Here is an 18,681-nt window from a genome sequence, read left to right as displayed (position 1 = left end):
CCTACTCCGCCGCAAGGTCAGTTCGCGCAAGGCCGGGCCGCGCCAGCAGCGCGCGGGTCGCGCCGGCGACATCGTCCTGGCGCATCAGGCTTTCGCCGATCAGGAAGGTGGTGATGCCGCAGCGCTCCATCCGGGCAAGGTCCTGCGGGGTGAAGAGGCCCGATTCGCCGACGACGAGACGGTCGTCCGGGATCATCCCGGCCAGTGCCTCGCTGGTTTCCAGCCGCGTCTCGAAGGTCTTCAGGTTGCGGTTGTTGATACCGATCATCGGCGAGGTAAGGCGCAGCGCGCGCTCCAGCTCGGCCGCGTCATGCACCTCGATGAGCACGTCCATGCCGAGGCCGAGGGCGGTGGCCTCAAGGTCGGCGGCGAGCGCGTCGTCGACGGCGGCCATGATGATCAGGATGCAGTCGGCGCCCCAGGCGCGGGCCTCGAACACCTGATAGGTGTCGTAGAGGAAATCCTTGCGCAGGGCCGGCAGCGCGGTGGCGGCGCGGGCCGCGACCAGGAACTCCGGCGCGCCCTGGAAGGACGGGGTGTCGGTCAGCACGGAAAGGCACGCCGCCCCGCCGGCCTCATAAGCGCGGGCGAGCGCCGGCGGGTCGAAATCGGCGCGGATCAGGCCCTTGGAGGGGCTCGCCTTCTTGATCTCGGCAATCAGGCCGAAGTCGCCGGCGGCCTCGCGGGCGCGCAGCGCCTTGAGAAAGCCGCGCGGGGCATCGGCTGCGGCAGCGCGCCGTTCGATCTCGGCCTGCGGCACGGCAGCCTTGGCAGCAGTGATCTCCTCGCGCTTGTAGGCGCCGATCTTTTCCAGGATGTCAGTCATCGGCGCCGGCCTCGTTCGACACGTCGACGAGGCGGGCAAGGCGCGCCCGCGCGCTGCCGCTGTCGATGGAGCTCGCGGCCATCGCGACGCCCTCGGCAAGGGAGGCGGCGCGCCCGGCGACCACCAGCGTCGCGCCGGCATTCATCAGCACGGTGTCGCGATAGGCGGATTTTTCGCCCTCCAGCACCGCCCGCAGGGCCACGGCGTTTTCCGGCGCCTCGCCGCCCTTCAGCTCGGCGGGATCATGGAACGCAAGGCCGACATCCCGCGGCGAGACCTCGAACAGCCGGATCTCGCCGTTTTCCAGCGCGGCGACGCTGGTCGGGCCGGTCGTGGTGATCTCGTCGAGACCGTCGGAACCGTGCACCACCCAGGCCGCTTCCGACCCGAGGGCGGCGAGCACGTGGGCGATCGGCTCGACCCATTGCCGGGCGAAGACGCCGACCATCTGCCGTTTGACGCTGGCCGGATTGGACAGCGGGCCGAGCAGATTGAAGATCGTGCGGGTGCCCAGTTCCGCGCGGGCCGGGCCGACATGCTTCATCGCCGAATGGTGGTTCGGCGCGAACATGAAGCCGAGACCGGCCTCGCGGATGCAGCGGGAGATCCGCCCGGGGGTGATGTCGATGTTGACGCCGAGCGCGGCGAGCACGTCGGCGGCACCCGACTTCGACGACAGCGAGCGGTTGCCGTGCTTGGCGACGGGAACGCCGCAGCCGGCGACCACGAAAGCCGAGCAGGTGGAGATGTTGTAGCTGCCCGAGGCGTCGCCCCCGGTGCCGACCACGTCCACCGCATCGGCGGGGGCGACGACCGGGGTCATCTTGGCGCGCATCGTCGCGACGGCGCCGGCGATCTCGTCGACGGTCTCGCCGCGCACCCGCAGGGCCATCAGGAAGCCGCCGATCTGCGAGGGGGTCGCGGCGCCCGACATGATGATGTCGAAGGCCGCCTCCGCCTCCTTGCGCGAGAGGCTGTGTCCGTCGGCGGCCTTGGCGATCAGGGTCTTGAGGTTGCTCACGGCGTCGTCCTTGCAAGCGATCCGGCGAAACGGTCCGGCGAAACGGTCGGGCCAAACTGTCCGGCCAAACGGGTCGGACCAATCGGGGCCGGCCAAACGGGGTAGGGAGGTGCTAGCTGCCGCCCTGGCCGATCACCCGGTTGATGTTGGTCTGGTTGATGCGGACGCCGAGCCTTGCCTCGCGCTCGCCGATATACTGGCCGACGATCGAGTTCTGCAGCGCGTCGGCGAGATGCTGGTCCAGGGCCGCGATCTCGCTCGCCTCGCGGAAGAAGGCGGGGGCGGTCGCCCCGGTGACGCGATAGACGACGCGCCGGTCGCCGTCGCCGGCGGCCGTGCCCGTCGTGCCGACGGGGCCGGCGAACACGCCGGTGACCGCCTGGGCGGGCAGCGGCAGATCGTTGCCGTTGCGCTTGATGCCGGAGGCGGAGGCGACCGTCAGGCCGCGCGCTTCGGCAATGTCGGCCAAGGACTTGCCGCCCTCGACCTCTTCGAGGATCTCGGCGGCGAGCGTGTCGAGACGCTCGCGGCGCTGGTGGGCCATCCAGGCGTCCGCGACCTGCTGGCGCACTTCCTCAAGCGTGCGGTCGCGAGCCGGAATGACCTCGCGCACCTCGAACCACAGGAAGCCGTTGCGGCCGAGCTGCAGCATGTCGGCCTCGATGCCGACATCGCTCTCAAAAACGTCGGAGACGAGGTCGTTGACGTCCGGCAGCGGCACTGCCTTGCCGGCCTCGTCCTTGCCGGCGCTGTCGAAGGCGGCCGGCGTGTCGAGAGACAGGGAGAATCGCTCCGCGATCTCCTGCAGAGTCGCGCCGCCGGCGCGGGCGTCCTCGATCTCGTCATGCAGGTCGAGCACCTCGCGCTCGGCAAGGCGCAGGGCGATCTCGCGGCGCAACTGCGGGGCGACGTCCTCCAGCGGCGACTGGTGCGCCTCGGTGACCTCGGCGACCTTGAGCAGGACCGAGGTGAACCGTCCCTCGACGACGTCGGAGGTCTCGCCCTGCGCCAGCGAGAAGGCCGCTTCCGCGATCGCCGGATCCAGCAGGTCGCCGCGCGCCATGTTGCCGAGTTCCACCTGCGCTTCCGTCAGGCCGCGCTCGGCGAGAATGTCCTCGAAGGTCCGGCCTTCGGCGAGAGCGGTGCGCGCCGCCTCGACCGCGGCCGCGTCGGGCAGCGGGATCTGCAGGATGCGGCGGCGCTCCGGCTCGCCGAAGCGGCCGCCGGAGGCCTGGTATTCGCGGCGCAGCTCGTCCTCGCCAACCGCGTCCGGGCGGGCGATGCGCTCCGGCGTCAGCGCCAGAAGCGCGACCTTGCGATATTCGGGGGCGCGGAACCGGGCGCGATTGTCCTCGAAATAGGCGGAGAGCTCGCTGTCGGTCGGGGCGGCGATCTCGCCGGCCTGACCCGCGCCGAACTCCAGATAGTCGATGCTGCGCTCCTCGTTGGCGTGCTGGTTGAACGCCTCGAGCATGGCCGCAGGCGTCGCAAGGCCGCCGCTGATCGCATCGGCGATCTGGCGGCGCTGCTCCAGCAGGCGGCGCTCGGCGACGAAGGCGTCCTCGGTCAGGCCGTTGGCCTGCAGCACCCGGGCGAGCAGGGCGCGGTCGAAGCCGCCGCCCGGCGCCTGGAAGGCGGGAGCCTCCTGGATCAGGCGGACGAGTTCCTGGTCGGAAACGCCGAGATTGTAGTCCTTCGCGGTCTCGTTCAGCGCGGCCTCGGCGATCAGACGGCCGAGAACCTGCGCGGGAATGCCGAAGGCGGCGCCTTCGACGGTCGACAGCGGACGGCCGATGTTGCGGCCGATCGAGTCGAGCTCGCGCCGGTAGGCATTGTCGAACTCGACGATGGAGATCTTGCGCTCGCCCACGGTCGCGACCTGATCGCCCCCGACATTGAGGAGATCGCCCGAAATGCCCCAGATCGCGAAGCTGATCACGAGAAGACCGATCAGGAGTTTGGAAATCCAGGACTTTGCGCCGGCGCGCAGAGTGTCGAGCATTGCAGGTTCCGTCGTTACTGGGGCGTTACCGGGGCGATACCGGGCAACAGGATATGGCCCGGACTTTGGGTAAAAGCCGAGCTAGAGCGGGCGGATCATAGAGATGCGGGCCCGCAGGGGCAAGGCGCTGGCAAAGGCTTCGTTCGTATCGTCTTGAACGAGGCGGAAATTCTGCTAGCACCGGCTTTGAACGGGCCGCCGCGCGCGGCCCATCGCCGCCTGCCATGCCAGCCGAGGATGCCGAAATGACCGACAGGAACACGCCGCTGATCGCCGGAAACTGGAAGATGAACGGCCTTGCCACGGCGCTCGGCGAGCTGCGGTCGATGGCCGAGGCGGCGGCCGGGGGCCTTGCCGGGTCCGTCGATCTCGCCATCTGCCCGCCGGCGACGCTGCTGGCGGCGGCCGCGGCGGCGGCCGGCGACAGCGGCCTCAGCATCGGCGGCCAGGACTGCCACACGGCGGCGAGCGGCGCCCATACCGGCGACCTCTCGGCGGAAATGCTGGCCGATGCCGGCGCGCGCTGGGTCATTGTCGGCCATTCCGAGCGCCGCGCCGATCACGGCGAGAGCGATGCCCTGGTGCGGGCCAAGGCGGAGGCCGCCTGGCGCGCCGGGCTCGTCGCCATCGTCTGCGTCGGCGAGACGGAGGCCGAGCGCAAGGCCGGCAAGGCGCTGGAGGTGGTCGGCGCGCAGCTTGCCGGCTCGGTGCCGGAGGGGGCGGACGGGGCGCGGCTGGTCGTCGCCTACGAGCCGGTCTGGGCTATCGGCACCGGCCTGACGCCGACGGTGGATGACGTCGCCGAGATGCATGCCTATATGAGGGGGGAACTGCAGGGACGGTTCGGGCCCTCGGCCGCGTCGATCCGGCTGCTTTACGGCGGGTCGGTGAAGCCGGCCAATGCCGCCGAGCTGCTGTCGGTCGACAATGTCGACGGCGCGCTGGTCGGCGGCGCCAGCCTGACGGCCTCGGACTTCCTTGCGATCGCGCGAGCCGCCGGCTGATCCGCGCCATGCGGGCAGCAGGTGGCAGCCATGAGCGCAGCCGGGATCGATCAAGGGTGGAAACCCCGTCGGCATTGGTGTAGAACCCGCTGCAAATCCGAACACTAAAGACTGGTTGTCGATGGAAACCGTTATCATCGTTATCCACCTGATGGTCGTGCTCGCGCTCGTCCTCGTGGTTCTCCTGCAGCGGTCCGAGGGCGGCGCGCTCGGTATCGGCGGCGGAGGCGGCGGCATGATGTCCAGCCGCGGAAGCGCCAATGTGCTGACCCGCACGACGGCGATCCTGGCTGCGGTCTTCTTCGCAACGTCGCTGGCCCTTGCCCTGGTTGCCAAGAGCGGCGACCGTCCGGCCTCGATCCTCGATGCCGTCCCCGGTACGCAGACCGCGCCGGTCGGCGAGGGAACCTCCGGCTCCGGCAGCGGCATTCTCGACCAGTTGCGTCCGCCCGAGACGCCCTCCGGACCGCAGGTTCCGGCGGCGCAGTAAGCCCAGGGCGGCAAGCGTCTTCATCCTTTGCCCCGCGATCCGCGTCGCGGGGCATTTTCTTGTGTGTTAACTCCGTGCCGGGCGTTCGAATCAGCGCCCGCGGCGATATGGTATTGGTCCATGGCGCGATACATCTTCATCACTGGCGGCGTGGTTTCCTCCCTTGGCAAGGGACTGGCCTCGGCGGCTCTCGGGGCTCTTCTGCAGGCGCGCGGATACAAGGTGCGGCTGCGCAAGCTCGACCCCTATCTCAACGTCGATCCGGGGACGATGAGCCCCTATCAGCACGGCGAGTGCTTCGTCACCGACGACGGTGCCGAGACCGATCTCGACCTCGGCCACTACGAACGCTTCACCGGCCGGCCGGCCAACAAGATGGACAACATCACCACCGGCCGGATCTACCAGGACATCATCGCCAAGGAGCGCCGGGGCGACTATCTCGGCGGCACGGTGCAGGTGATCCCGCACGTCACCGATGCGATCAAAGCCTTCGTGCTCGACGGCAATGACGACTACGATTTCGTGCTGTGCGAGATCGGCGGCACCGTCGGCGATATCGAGGGCCTGCCGTTCTTCGAGGCGATCCGCCAGCTCGGCAACGAGCTGCCGCGCGGCCATGCGGTCTATATCCACCTGACCCTGATGCCGTTCATCGCCTCGGCCGGCGAGCTGAAGACCAAGCCGACCCAGCACTCGGTCAAGGAGCTGCGCTCCATCGGCATCCAGCCGGACATCCTGATGGTGCGCTGCGACCGCAAGATCCCGGACAGCGAGCGGCGCAAGCTGTCGCTGTTCTGCAATGTGCGCGAGGGCGCCGTCATTCCGGCCTATGACGTCAAGTCGATCTACGACGTGCCGATCGCCTATCACAAGGAAGGGCTCGACGAGGAGGTGCTGGCCGCCTTCGGCATCACCGGTGCGCCGGCGCTCGACCTGTCCCGCTGGACCGGCATTTCCGAGACGCTCGCCAATCCGGAAGGCGAGGTGACCATCGCCATCATCGGCAAGTACACGGTCCTCAAGGACGCCTACAAGTCGTTGATCGAGGCGCTCGTGCATGGCGGCATCGCCAACAATGTGCGCGTCAACATCGAGTGGATCGAGTCGGAGATCTTCGAGAAGGAAGACCCGACCCCCTGGCTGGAAAGCGTGCACGGCATCCTCGTGCCGGGCGGCTTCGGCGAGCGCGGCGCGGAAGGCAAGATCGCCGCGGCCCGCTTCGCCCGGCTGCACAAGGTGCCGTATTTCGGCATCTGCTTCGGCATGCAGATGGCGGTGATCGAGGCGGCGCGCAATCTCGCCGACATCACTGACGCCAATTCCACGGAATTCGGCGAGGCGGCCGAGCCGGTCGTCGGCCTGATGACCGAATGGTCGAAGGGCAACCAGATCGAGGTGCGGCGCGCCGATGGCGAGCTCGGCGGCACGATGCGCCTCGGGGCCTATCCGGCGCGGCTGCAGAAGGGCTCGCGGATCGCCGACATCTACGGTTCGGAGATGATCTCCGAGCGTCATCGCCACCGCTACGAGGTGAACATCGCCTATCGCGAGCGGCTGGAGCAGGCGGGCCTGCGCTTTGCCGGCACCTCGCCGGACGGGCTGCTGCCGGAGACGGTGGAGATCGACGACCACCCCTGGTTCATCGGCGTGCAGTACCATCCGGAGCTGAAGTCGCGGCCGTTCGAACCGCATCCGCTCTTCGCCTCCTTCGTGGCCGCGGCGATCGAGCAGAGCCGCCTGGTCTGATCGGGACCGGGCCGGCCGGTCCGCTCGGGACAGGCCGGACGCAAAGGGGCAGGGGGAGAGGAAGATGACCGCACGCGGTTTCGATCACGTGGTCTGGACGGTGCGCGATCTGGCCGCCGCCGCCCGGTTCCTGGAGCGGGCGGGCTTTCGCGTGACGCCGCGCGCCCGCCATCCCTGGGGCACGGAAAACCATCTCGTCCAGCTCGACGGCTTCTTCATCGAATTGTTGGGGATCGGCGATGCGGCGCTGATTCCCGAAGCCGTGGGCAATACCTTCTCCTTCGGCGCGTTCAACCGCGATTTCCTGAAAGCGCGCGAAGGCGCGTCGATGGTGGTGATGGAAAGCCGCGACCCTGCGGCCGACCGTCACGACTTCGAGCGGGCGGGCCTGCATGTCTATGCGCCGTTCTCCTTCGGCCGCGAGGCGAGGCTGCCCGACGGCGAAATCCGCAAGGTCGGCTTCGACCTCACCTTCGTGCGCAACGACAGCGATCCGGCGCATGGATTCTTCACCTGCCGCAACCGCTATCCGGAGAACTTCTGGTCGGCGGAATACCAGACCCACCCCAATGGGGTGACGGGGCTCGAATCGGTGGTGATCGTCTGCGACGAGCCGGCCGAGCAGCACATCTTCTACGCGGCCCTGACGGGGCAGCGGGAGATGCGGGCGACCAGCCTCGGCATCACCATCGAGACGCCGCGCGGCCGGCTGCACCTGATGCCCCCGTCAGCCTTCGCCGCGCTCTACGGGAGCGAGGCGCCGGCGATCGCGCCCGGCGGCTCGGCGATTGCCGCGCTCGGCCTGCGGACCCGTGACCGCGCGCGGGTCGCCGGGGTGCTGGAGGAGGCTTCGCTCGATTTCGTCGAGGCGCCGGAAGGGTTGGTTATGCCTGCCGGAGATCATTTCGGATTGGCGCTTGTCTTTGTTTGAAGCCCCTGTGTAACCTTGCAAAAGTTGCGGGGCACTCAAGGGCCGGCGAGCGCGGACGGCGTTATCGCGGCTTCTCATTCACGCAATACACAAGCGCACACGACAGGTTGCGCTTTATATGAGTGCACGTTGCACGGACGTGGTTTGAACGGGGCCGATATCCGTGCCCCGCGGGAGGTGGGTTTCATGCCAGAGTTGCGTCTCATCCTGCGTCGGGGGCTGATTCCGGGGGTTGCCCTGTTGCTGGCCGGCTGCAATCCGTCCGATGACACGTCTTCCCAGTCGGCTCCTCCGCCCTCCGTCACGGTTGCCGCCGCCGTTTCCAAGGAAGTGCGCCAGTCGGCCCGCTTCGTCGGGCGCGTCCAGGCGGTCGACGATGTCAACCTGATCGCCCGGGTGTCCGGTTTCCTCGCCTCCAAGAATGTCGAGGACGGCGCGACGGTCGAGAGCGGCCAGCTCCTGTTCACCATCGAGCGCGCGCCTTACGAGGCGACCCTTGCCTCGGCCAAGGCGGATGCCGCCCGTGCCCAGGCGGATGCTGCCCTGAAGGCCGCCGATCTGGAGCGCGACAAGGACCTGTTCGACAAGGGGCATGTCTCGCAGGCGAAGTATCAGGCGACGCTGGCGGCCAGGGAACAGGCAGACGCCGTCGTCGCCGCCGCCAATGCCGCGATCACCCAGGCCGAACTCAATCTTGGCTATACCGATGTCGCCGCGCCTTTCGCCGGTCAGATCGGCAAGACCAATTTCAGCGTCGGCGATGTGGTGGGGCCGAGCGCCGGTCCGATCGCCCGGCTGGTGCGCACCGATCCGATGTATGTGAACTTCGCGATCAGCGAGAAGGACTATCTCGACGCGGTGCGCGGCGAGCGTCCGGCGGAAGCGGTCGGCGACAAGGCCGACCTGCCGGGCATCCACATCATCCTGCCGAACGGCAAGCGCTACGAGCAGGACGGCGAAATCGTCTTCATCGACAATGTGGTCGACCCGAAGACGGGCACGATCTCGGTGCGCGGGCGCTTCGCCAATCCCGATCGCCTGCTGGTCGCCGGCACCTTTGTCGAAGTGGTGGTCGAAGCCCCCGTGGCGATGAAGGAGATCGTCATTCCGCAGTCGGCGGTGCAGCGCGACCAGCGCGGCGCCTTCGTGCTGGTGGTGGGCAGCAACGAGACCGTCGAGCAGCGCTATGTCGAGCTCGGCCAGCAGGTCGAGACGGACTTCGCCGTGACGAGCGGGCTGCAGGAAGGCGAGCGGGTGATCACGCTCGGCCTGCAGAAGGTGAGGCCCGGCGTGCCGGTGAACGCCGCGCTCGCCGCCGGCGCGGCGGAGTAGGCCGATGTTCTCGCGGATCTTCATCAACCGGCCGAAATTCGCGCTGGTCATCTCGATCGTCATCACCATCGCCGGCGCGCTGGGATACCTGTCGCTGCCGGTCGAGCAGTTTCCCAACATCACCCCGCCGGTGGTGAACGTTTCCGCCAGCTACACAGGCGCCAGCGCGCAGGTGCTGGAGGAGACGGTGGCCGCGCCGATCGAGGCGGAGGTGAACGGCGTCGACAACATGATCTACATGTCGTCGAACAGTTCCGACAATGGCAGCTATTCGCTCAACATCGTCTTCGAGGTCGGGACCGATCCGGACATCGCCGCGGTCAACGTGCAGAACCGCGTCTCCCAGGCGACCAGCGTGCTGCCGGCCGAGGTAACGCGCAGCGGCGTCACCGTGCAGAAGGCCAGCACCAACATGCTGCTGGTGGTGACGCTGTTCTCGCCCAACCGCACCTATGACGAGCTGTTTCTCGCCAACTACGCATCGATCAACCTCAAGGACGCCCTGGCGCGGGTGAAGGGCGTCGGCAAGGCCGACGTGCTCACCGACTTCGCCTATGGCATGCGGGTCTGGCTCGATCCGGACCGGATGGCCAGCCTGTCGATGACGCCGGGCGATTTCATCGCGGCGATCCAGGACCAGAACCTGCAGGTGGCGGCGGGGCAGATCGGCGCGCCGCCGGCGCCCGAGGGCCAGCAGTTCCAGTATACGGTGCGGGCGCAGGGGCGGCTTTCGACGGCCGAGGAATTCCGCAACATCGTGCTGCGCACCGGCGAGGACGGGGCGCTGGTGCGCGTCGGCGACGTGGCGCGCGTCGAGCTCGGCTCCCAGTTCTACGGCGCCAACGGCCGTTTCGACGGCAAGCCGGCGACCGTCCTGGCGATCTATCAGGCGCCGGGCGCCAATGCGCTGGCGGTGGCCGACGGGGTCCGGGCGCGGCTCGAGGAGTTGTCGCGCTCCTTCCCGGAGGACGTGGTCTACGACATTCCCTTCGACACGACGGAGTTCGTCGAGCGCTCGCTCGACGACGTGGTCATGACGTTGATGATGACCTTTGGGCTGGTCATCGCGGTCGTCTTCGTGTTCCTGGGCAACTGGCGGGCGACGGTCATTCCGACCATCGCGATTCCCGTGTCGCTGATCGGCACCTTCGCCGTGCTGCTGCTGGCGGGCATGTCGCTGAACACGATCAGCCTGTTCGCCCTGGTTCTGGCCATCGGCATCGTCGTCGACGATGCCATCATCGTGGTTGAGAACGTCGAGCGCATCATGGCGGAGGAGGGGCTGTCCGCCAGGGAAGCGACCGAGAAGGCGATGGGGCAGATCACCACGCCGGTGATCGCGACGACCCTGGTGCTGCTGGCGGTCTTCGTGCCGACGATCTTCATGCCGGGCATCACCGGAAAGCTCTACTCGCAGTTCGCCGTCACCATCTCGGTGGCGGTGATCATCTCCTCGATCAACGCCCTGACGCTGTCGCCGGCCCTGTGCGGGCTGGTGTTGAAAGCCCGCTCCGGGCCGCCGCGCGGTGTCATGGCGATGTTCGAGCGGGGCATCGGCCATGCCCGCGACGGCTATGTCGGCATCGTCTCGCGCCTGCTGCCGCGCTCGTTCCTCGGCCTTGCCGGTATCGGCGCGGCGGTCGCGCTGATCGTGGTGATGAGCGGCCGCCTGCCGCAGGGCTTCCTGCCGCTGGAGGACCAGGGCTACCTGATGGTCGACGTGCAGTTGCCGGACGGCGCCGCCCTGCCGCGCACCAGCGAGGTGACCGACCGGATGGAGGAGATGCTGGAGGCGATGGACGGCATCCAGCATGTCATCATCGTCAACGGCTTCTCGATCCTCAACTCCGGCCTGTCGCCGAACGCGGGCATGGTCATCGTCAAGCTGACGCCCTGGGGCGAGCGCACGTCGCCGCAGCTCAGCGCCGACGGTATCCTCGCCCAGCTCTGGGCGACCTTCTCGACAATCCCCGGCGCCAACATCATCGCCTTCAACGCCCCCCCGATCCCCGGCCTCGGCACCACCGCCGGTGTCGAGATGAAGATTCAGCAGACCGGCGGCGGAACGCCTCAGGACCTCGCCTCCGCTGTCGGCTCGCTCGTCTATACGGCCAATCAGCAGCCTTCCATCGCCCAGGCCTATTCGACCTTCCGGGCAAATGTGCCGCAGCTTTTCGTCGATCTCGATCGCGAGCGCGCGCAATTGCTGGGCGTGCGGGTCAGCGACGTGTTCCAGACGCTGCAGGCCTTTCTCGGCGGCTACTATGTCAACGACTTCAACCTGTTCGGCCGCGTCTACCGGGTGATGATCCAGGCGGAGGGGGCGTTCCGCGACCGGGCCGACGACATTGCCCGGCTGCATGTGCGCAACAGCGATGGAGAGATGGTGCCGTTGCGCTCCATCGTCAATGTGGAGAATGTGCTCGGGCCGCAGCTTCTCAACCGCTACAACATGTTCCGTGCCGCTTCGGTCAACGCGGCGCCCAAGGTCGGAATGTCGACGGGCGACGCGATCGCGGAAATGGAGAAGGGGGCGGCCGAGGCCTTGCCGGCCGGATATGCCTTCGAGTGGACCGGCACCGCGCAGCAGCAGCAAGGCGCCGGCGCGATCGTCGTCATCGTCTTGATGCTGTCGATCCTCTTCGCCTATCTGTTCCTCGTCGCCCAGTACGAGAGCTGGTCGATGCCGCTGGCGATCCTGATGTCGGTGACGGTGGCGCTGCTCGGCGCCTTCGTGGCGGTGGCGGTGACGGGCAGCGACGTCAACCTCTACACGCAGATCGGCATGATCATGCTTGTCGGCCTCGGGGCGAAGAACGCGATCCTGATCGTCGAGTTCGCGATGGAGGAGCGGGACAAGGGCAAGTCGATCATCGCGGCGGCGCGCGAGGCGGCGCATCTGCGCTTCCGGGCGGTGATGATGACCGCGCTCGCCTTCCTGCTCGGCGTCGTGCCGCTGATGACCGCGAGCGGGGCGGGTGCTGCGAGCCAGCAGGCCATCGGCTTCGCCGTGTTCGGGGGCATGCTGTTCGCCACCTCGCTCGGCGTTATCCTCGTGCCGGTGCTCTATGTGGTCATGCAGATCATCCGCGAGCGCCTCAAAGGCATCTATGCCGGCGCGGATGTCCCCAGCGCACGCACGGAGAGCGCGTAAGAGGCAGCCGGCGGGCGCGGGCAGGGCATCGGTCCGGGGGCGGTTTTCCACCCCCGGCCAATTCGCCTCTTGTCACGCCGCGCCCACATTGTTACAGGAACCCGCGTGAGCCTGTAGCTCAGTTGGTAGAGCAACTGACTTTTAATCAGTAGGTCCAGGGTTCGAGCCCCTGCGGGCTCACCATCAAGATCGCAGCGCTGTCGCAGTGTCCTGCGGTCGGTGAGCGAAGCGCACTCCACCGTGTCGCCTCGGCCTGCTGCGCCGGCTATCGCTCCAAGACACCGCTCCATTCGTCCAGAGCAATGATGGATCATGGTTTTTTCGCCCGCCGAGAGGCTGCGCCTATCGTTTGATCGTCAGGCCAAGTGGAAAACGCTCTGTTCATGATATAGAGTCATGATCACAACCGGTCGGCGCGATCGGCGGGAAGGGACTGCAACGGCGCAGTTCTTGACGAGCGGATCGTGTCTCGACCAGTTCACCAATGCTGTGTACAACTACCGGCAGAGACAGGTGAACCCCACAACGACGGGACGGGCGCACGAGAAGATGTCTGACACCTCCGGCGGCAACACGACAGGAACGGCAGAATACGAGTTCCTCAGGGGGCATATCGCTGCGACGATGGCGCTGATCCACGGCCTGATCGCGCAAGGGGCCCTCGACCGCCAGGCTCTCGACGACTATTTCACCGACTATCTCAGCCGGCTGCCGCATACCCGCGAGACGCTGGCCCTGCGCCTCGTCATCGATCAGTGGCGTCAGGGCCTGCGCGACGGACAGGACGAGGCGCAATTGCGCCGAAATTTCCTGGAAGTCATCTATGGCGGCAAGGGGCGGGACTGACCTCTCGCCCGCCCGGTGGTCCGTTCCGTTGGAACAGATTGATTTCCGTCATGTTTTTCGTTCGCCGCCCTGCGGAAAGCTGCGACCCGTCCTGAGCGAAGACATCGCGGACCGCCTCCTGCGCCGCTCGCACCCTCCGTCTTCCCGCTCGCCAAAAGGTGAGGCGACTTCTCCGCCTCCGGGGCCTATATCGGGACGGGCCGACCACACGCAAAAGCCGAATACGTAGTTGAGGCAAGGGGTCACATTGCCCTGCAGCGTGTATCCGCTAAGCCGAACGGTATCAGGTTCGGCGGCGCAAGAGGCGGCCGGCCGGTCTTCCGCCTGCAAGCAGGAATGCTCATGTTTCAGGACGTCACACTCATCGGTGCCTTCTTCGCGGGGCTGCTCTCCTTCGTTTCTCCCTGCGTGCTGCCGCTGGTCCCGCCCTATCTGGGGTTCCTCGCCGGCGTCTCCCTCGACGAGTTGACGGGAGAGGGGGAGGAAAAGGCCGACCCTTACCGGGTCTTCTTTGCCTCCCTTGCCTTTGTCCTGGGCTTTTCGACGGTCTTTGTCGCCCTCGGCGCCAGCGCCTCCTTGATCGGGCAGGTGGTCACCCAGCATATCCAGGTGCTCGGCTACATTGCCGGGGCGGCCATCATCGTCATGGGACTGCATTTCCTCGGCGTGTTCCGGATCGGCTTGCTCTACCGCGAGGCTCGGGTGCATGTGGAGCGCAAGCCGGCCGGCCTCGTCGGGGCCTATGTGATCGGCCTTGCCTTCGCCTTCGGCTGGACGCCGTGCGTCGGACCGATCCTTGCCGCGATCCTCTTCGTCGCCGGCAGCGAGGAGTCCGTGTCCCAGGGCGCGATCCTGCTCGGCGCCTATGCGCTGGGGATCGGCGTGCCGTTCCTGGTCGCGGGCCTGTTCGCCGGCCCGTTCATGCGGTTCATGAGCCGTTTCCGCAGGCACATGGTCACGGTCGAGAGGGCGATGGGTGTCTTTCTCATCGTGACCGGCGTTGCGTTCATGACCGGCCAGATGGCGCGCCTGTCCTTCTGGCTGCTCGAGACGTTTCCCGCGCTGGCCGTCATCGGCTGACGGTCCAAAGGGGCGGCGCCGAACTTCGGATCGCTGCCGCCCGGCAGGTCCACCGTCACTCGGCGCCCTGCGCCGGAGCGCGCAAGGGCAGCTTGAGGAGGCCGAGCGGGAGCAGGTCCGCCGCCTTGCGCCAGAGCGACACCGGCGCTGTCGCCATCACCAGGCCGGACATGATCAGCAGGAATCCGGCAAAGTGATAGGCGTGCAGCTCCTCGCCGAGAAACACCACGGCCATGATCACCCCGTAGGGCGGCAACAGATACATGAACAGGCCGGCGGTTGACGGCCCGACCACCGCGATGCCGTGCTGGAAGCAGTAGAAGGCGAGGACCGAGGCGATCAGCGCCAGCCCGAAGATCGACAGCCAGGCATCCAGCGACGCGGGGAAGTGCCCGGTTTCGACGATTTCAACGAGGGTGAAGGGGGCGAGCGTGACGACGCCGGCAAAAGCCAGCGCGGCGAACAGCGAGATGGTCGGCACCGCGGCGAGGGTCTTGCGCTTCAACAGCACAGAATAGACCGCCCAACTGAGGGCGGCGATCGCGAAGATCACATCGCCGGCGTTGAAACGCAGGGCGAGGAGCTGTCCAAGCGATCCCTTCACAACGATCGCCACGACACCCAGGATCGCCAGAACGATCCCGATGGCTTCGCGGCGGCCGATGGCGCGGCCGCGGAACAGCCATTCCAGCATCAGGATCAGCACCGGAGAGGAGGTGTAGATCAGGGTGCCATTGGTCGCGGAGGTGTATCTGAGGGCAAAATAGACGCCCGCGCCGCAGAACCACATTCCGAGCAGGCCCATGATGGTGATCAGGCGCCAGTTTCTCAGGATCTCGTCACGGTGCTGCTTCAGACCGGGCAGGGCGAAGGGCAGCAGGATCAGGAAGGCGACGAGCCACCGCAGAAAGGCGAGCGTCCACGGCTCCACCGTCGCGGCAGCGGCACGGCCGATGACGATGTTGGACGCGAAAAACAGCGGCATGACGAGAAGCAGGGCATAGGCCCGCTGCCGGACATTGGTTGGATCGAACATATAAGGCCTGACTTGGGGGCGAAGGCTGTTGCGTCGGCCAGTCGCTCTGATCTCTAGCCTACGGTTCTAAGGCACGGACCTGAGGAAAGGGAACGGGTCGGCACCTGATACCTTCGTCGGAGATGTGGACGCAAGTCATCGCAGCATCCGCGGCATTCGGATAGGGGCCGGCATAGAGGGTCACGCCGTCGCCTGTCTCTGCTGCCAGAATGTGGCTTTGCAGTTGTTCGGGCAGGTCCTTGCGCGCGCTCCGCAGCTTCGACCATGCGGCCTCGGCATCGGCTTGGGAGGCGTAGCTGCCGAGATCGACGGCGAAATCGGTTCTCTGGATCCGCTCCGCGCTGCCCGGAGCGATATGGCCTGCCGCCTGCGTCACGGCGAGGGAGGGCAGTGCGGGCGTCGGGTGGGCGTCCTGTCCGGCCGGCGCGGGAATCGATGCCGTGCTGCCGGGCGGTTCGCTTCCCGGCAGTGCGACGATCCGCACCGGCTGACGGAGATTGTCCGGCAAGGCCGCACCGATCAGGTCGGCGACCTCCTTGTCGGGCGCAGCGGCGGTCGAGGCCGGAACGGTCTTGTCAGGCGCCTTACGGACGTTCGGAGCGGGCAATGTCTCGACGGCGGTCGCACTTCCGGCACGGGCATCGACGGCGGCATCCACATCCTGCTGAAACCCGCTGGCGGCCTGCGCGGCCTGAACGGAGTTTGCATTCTCGGGGCCGACGGTGCGCTCGGCGAGCATCCTGTTGCGCTCGTTCAAAACGCTGGTGATGCGGCGCAATTCCGCGACTTCGCGGCGGAGCGTATCCAGTTCGGCCTGCATCATGCGTCGGGCCTGAGCCCCTTCGGTGCCGCCCTCGGACGGGTAGACCTCGATTCCACCGGCCGTGCGGGAGGTCACCGACGCCGTGGTGCGGACTTCTCCCGGCGGAGGAAGCGGGCCGCTGTCGATCTGCCGGCTGTGAAGGGGGAACTGGGGCGCAAGGAAGACGGACGCCGATCCGACGATGGCGAACAGCATCGCCCCGCCGCCCCAAAGTGCGACGGACCGGGTGTCGCCGGAAACCCGTACCGGCTGCTTCCTCTTGCTCGATTCCAGCGGTTTCACGCCGCGTATCCCGCGCTTGTCTCGTCTGCGTCCAGAAAACGCCCGACATGGTTAACAAGGCTTGAAGTTTCTGTCGATACAAGGGGTTTTAGTCACTTTTGCCGAGACTGGCCGATTGGCGTTTCGGCTTTGTTTGCAAATCCATGTCACGAACTGAAACAGGTTTTGATTGTGCGCGGACGGGGCGCGTTCGCTAAGGGTGTGGCCACACACGAGGCAAGACGTCGGCGCGTCGGCTGCCTCCGCCGAGCTTTGGAGACACTCACATATGTGCGGAATTGTCGGGATCTTGGGGAAGCAGCCGGTTGCCGGCCTGCTCGTCGATGCGCTGAAGCGCCTGGAATACCGAGGCTACGATTCGGCCGGGGTGGCAACGCTCGACGGTGGCAGGCTGCTCCGCTGCCGGGCGCCCGGCAAGCTCCGCAACCTTCAGGAGAAGCTGGAGCGGGCGCCGATCGCCGGCCTTGCCGGGATCGGTCACACCCGATGGGCGACCCATGGCGCGGCGACGGAAGCCAATGCGCATCCGCACTCCGCGCCGGGCGTGGCGGTCGTCCACAACGGCATCATCGAGAACTATCTCGAGCTGCGCGGCGAGTTGCAGGCGGAGGGTGCGAAACTCTCCAGCGATACCGACACGGAAGTCGTCGCGCATATGGTCTCGCGGGAGCTTGCCCGCGGCGCCAGCCCGCGCGAGGCGGTGGCCGCGACGCTGCCGAAGCTCAAGGGCGCCTTTGCGCTGGCCTTCCTCTTCGAGGGTGAGGACGACCTGCTGATCGGCGCAAGACGGGGTTCGCCGCTCGCCGTCGGCTATGGCGAGGGCGAGATGTTTCTCGGCTCCGATGCCATCGCGCTGTCGCCGTTCACCGACCGCATCTCCTATCTGGAGGAGGGCGACTGGGTGGTGCTCAACCGCGCGGGCTGCGAGATCATGGATGCGTCCAACGCGCCGGTCGAGCGGCCGGTGATCGCCTCGCAGGCCGTCTCGCTGACCATCGACAAGGGAAATTACCGGCACTTCATGGCCAAGGAGATCCATGAACAGCCCGAAGTGATCGGCCATACCCTGTCGCGCTATCTCGATCTCTCCAAGATGCAGACGGTCTTCGCCAATGGCACGTCGATCGACTTCGCGCCGCTCGACCGGCTGATCATCTCGGCCTGCGGCACGGCCTACTACGCGGGTCTCGTCGCAAAATACTGGTTCGAGCGCTATGCGCGGCTGCCGGTCGACATCGATGTCGCCTCCGAGTTCCGCTACCGCGAAATGCCGATCCGCAAGGGTGACATGGCGCTGTTCATCTCCCAGTCCGGCGAGACGGCCGACACGCTGGCGGGCCTGCGCTACTGCAAGGCGCAGGGCATCACGGTCGCGGCCGTGGTCAACGTGCCGGAATCGACCATCGCCCGGGAGGCCGATCTCGTGTTCCCGACGATTGCCGGTCGCGAAATCGGCGTCGCCTCGACCAAGGCCTTCACCTGTCAGCTTGCCGTGCTTGCCTCGCTGGCGGTCCATGCCGGCGTGCAGCGCGGGCATCTGTCGGCCGAGGAGGCGGCCGCCCTGGTGCGGGCGCTGGCGGAGGTGCCGGGCACGGTCAACCGCGCGCTCTCGCTGGAAGCGGAGGTCGAGGCGCTGGCCCAGCCGCTGTCGCGGGCGCGCGACGTGCTCTATCTCGGCCGTGGCACCAGCTTTCCGCTGGCCATGGAGGGGGCGCTGAAGCTGAAGGAAATCTCCTATATCCACGCGGAAGGCTACCCGGCGGGCGAACTCAAGCACGGCCCGATCGCCCTGATCGACGAGGATGTCCCCGTCATCGTCATCGCGCCGTTCGACCCGGTCTTCGAGAAGACGGTGTCGAACATGGAGGAAGTGGCCGCGCGCGGGGGCAAGGTGGTGCTGATCACCGACGAGAAGGGGGCCGCTGCCTGCGGCGCCCCGACCTGGCGCACCGTCGTCGTGCCGGATGTGCCGGAGTTTATCGCCCCGATCGTCTTCGCGCTGCCGGTGCAACTGCTCGCCTATCACACGGCCGTCTTCATGGGCACGGACGTGGACCAGCCGCGCAACCTGGCGAAGTCGGTGACGGTGGAATAGTCCCGCGCAC

At 67.2% G+C, this 18,681-nt stretch carries 14 protein-coding genes and 1 tRNA gene; 10 read left to right on the top strand and 5 right to left on the bottom strand.

The features are described from left to right. Nucleotide 1: 1 nt before the first annotated feature. The 3 genes from trpC to P2PM1_RS08045 all read right to left on the bottom strand — a co-directional run bounded on the left by trpC (nt 2) and on the right by P2PM1_RS08045 (nt 3,849). Nucleotides 2-826 carry an indole-3-glycerol phosphate synthase TrpC gene (trpC, locus tag P2PM1_RS08055; protein WP_186398754.1) on the bottom strand — a complete coding sequence of 275 codons (825 nt, stop codon included), beginning with the start codon at nt 824-826 and terminating at the stop codon, nt 2-4. Continuing rightward, nucleotides 819-1,847 (bottom strand): anthranilate phosphoribosyltransferase, encoded by a 1,029-nt coding sequence (gene trpD, locus P2PM1_RS08050; RefSeq protein WP_186398753.1) that lies wholly within the window; start codon nt 1,845-1,847, stop codon nt 819-821. Before trpD ends, trpC begins: the two co-directional genes overlap by 8 nt. 112 nt (nt 1,848-1,959) lie before the next feature. Continuing rightward, entirely contained in the window at nt 1,960-3,849 is a 1,890-nt protein-coding gene (locus P2PM1_RS08045; protein ID WP_186398752.1) for a peptidylprolyl isomerase, read from the bottom strand. Between the two features lie 245 nt (nt 3,850-4,094). Between P2PM1_RS08045 and tpiA the strand changes: the two genes are divergently transcribed. The 9 genes from tpiA (at nt 4,095) to P2PM1_RS08000 (ending at nt 14,435) form a co-directional block, all read left to right on the top strand. After that, complete coding sequence (tpiA, locus tag P2PM1_RS08040) at nt 4,095-4,853, top strand: triose-phosphate isomerase (protein ID WP_186398751.1); 759 nt, start codon at nt 4,095-4,097, stop codon at nt 4,851-4,853. A 121-nt stretch (nt 4,854-4,974) separates the two neighbouring features. After that, on the top strand, nt 4,975-5,343 hold the full coding sequence (gene secG, locus P2PM1_RS08035) for a preprotein translocase subunit SecG (protein WP_186387988.1): 369 nt from the start codon (nt 4,975-4,977) through the stop codon (nt 5,341-5,343). 120 nt (nt 5,344-5,463) lie between these two features. Beyond that, the gene (locus P2PM1_RS08030; RefSeq protein ID WP_186387989.1) at nt 5,464-7,092 is read left to right on the top strand and encodes a CTP synthase; all 1,629 of its coding nucleotides are present in this window, start codon (nt 5,464-5,466) and stop codon (nt 7,090-7,092) included. A 64-nt stretch (nt 7,093-7,156) separates the two neighbouring features. After that, nucleotides 7,157-8,023: a VOC family protein gene (locus P2PM1_RS08025; protein WP_186398750.1), complete on the top strand. Its 867-nt coding sequence runs from the start codon at nt 7,157-7,159 to the stop codon at nt 8,021-8,023. A 186-nt stretch (nt 8,024-8,209) separates the two neighbouring features. Beyond that, nucleotides 8,210-9,355: an efflux RND transporter periplasmic adaptor subunit gene (locus tag P2PM1_RS08020; protein ID WP_186387991.1), complete on the top strand. Its 1,146-nt coding sequence runs from the start codon at nt 8,210-8,212 to the stop codon at nt 9,353-9,355. A gap of 4 nt (nt 9,356-9,359) precedes the next feature. Continuing rightward, complete coding sequence (locus tag P2PM1_RS08015; RefSeq protein WP_186398749.1) at nt 9,360-12,509, top strand: efflux RND transporter permease subunit; 3,150 nt, start codon at nt 9,360-9,362, stop codon at nt 12,507-12,509. Between the two features lie 107 nt (nt 12,510-12,616). Then, a tRNA-Lys gene (locus P2PM1_RS08010) sits at nt 12,617-12,692 on the top strand. 366 nt (nt 12,693-13,058) lie between these two features. Beyond that, a complete protein-coding gene (locus tag P2PM1_RS08005; protein WP_186387993.1) occupies nt 13,059-13,355 on the top strand; it encodes a hypothetical protein in 297 nt (98 codons plus the stop codon). Nucleotides 13,356-13,697: 342 nt separating this feature from the next. Further along, nucleotides 13,698-14,435: a cytochrome c biogenesis CcdA family protein gene (locus tag P2PM1_RS08000; protein ID WP_186398748.1), complete on the top strand. Its 738-nt coding sequence runs from the start codon at nt 13,698-13,700 to the stop codon at nt 14,433-14,435. A 55-nt stretch (nt 14,436-14,490) separates the two neighbouring features. Here P2PM1_RS08000 and P2PM1_RS07995 read toward each other — a convergent pair whose 3' ends face one another. Together P2PM1_RS07995 and P2PM1_RS07990 are read right to left on the bottom strand one after the other, a co-directional pair. Then, nucleotides 14,491-15,471 carry a DMT family transporter gene (locus P2PM1_RS07995; protein ID WP_186395168.1) on the bottom strand — a complete coding sequence of 327 codons (981 nt, stop codon included), beginning with the start codon at nt 15,469-15,471 and terminating at the stop codon, nt 14,491-14,493. 58 nt (nt 15,472-15,529) lie between these two features. Continuing rightward, nucleotides 15,530-16,576 carry an SPOR domain-containing protein gene (locus tag P2PM1_RS07990; protein WP_186387996.1) on the bottom strand — a complete coding sequence of 349 codons (1,047 nt, stop codon included), beginning with the start codon at nt 16,574-16,576 and terminating at the stop codon, nt 15,530-15,532. A gap of 268 nt (nt 16,577-16,844) precedes the next feature. On the opposite strand from P2PM1_RS07990, the gene glmS reads away from it, so the two are divergent. Continuing rightward, complete coding sequence (gene glmS / locus P2PM1_RS07985) at nt 16,845-18,671, top strand: glutamine--fructose-6-phosphate transaminase (isomerizing) (RefSeq protein ID WP_186398747.1); 1,827 nt, start codon at nt 16,845-16,847, stop codon at nt 18,669-18,671. Nucleotides 18,672-18,681: the final 10 nt, after the last annotated feature.

The organism is Stappia sp. P2PMeth1 (assembly GCF_900185735.1).
GTDB lineage: Bacteria > Pseudomonadota > Alphaproteobacteria > Rhizobiales > Stappiaceae > Stappia.
This window is presented reverse-complemented; position numbering and strand designations above follow the sequence as displayed.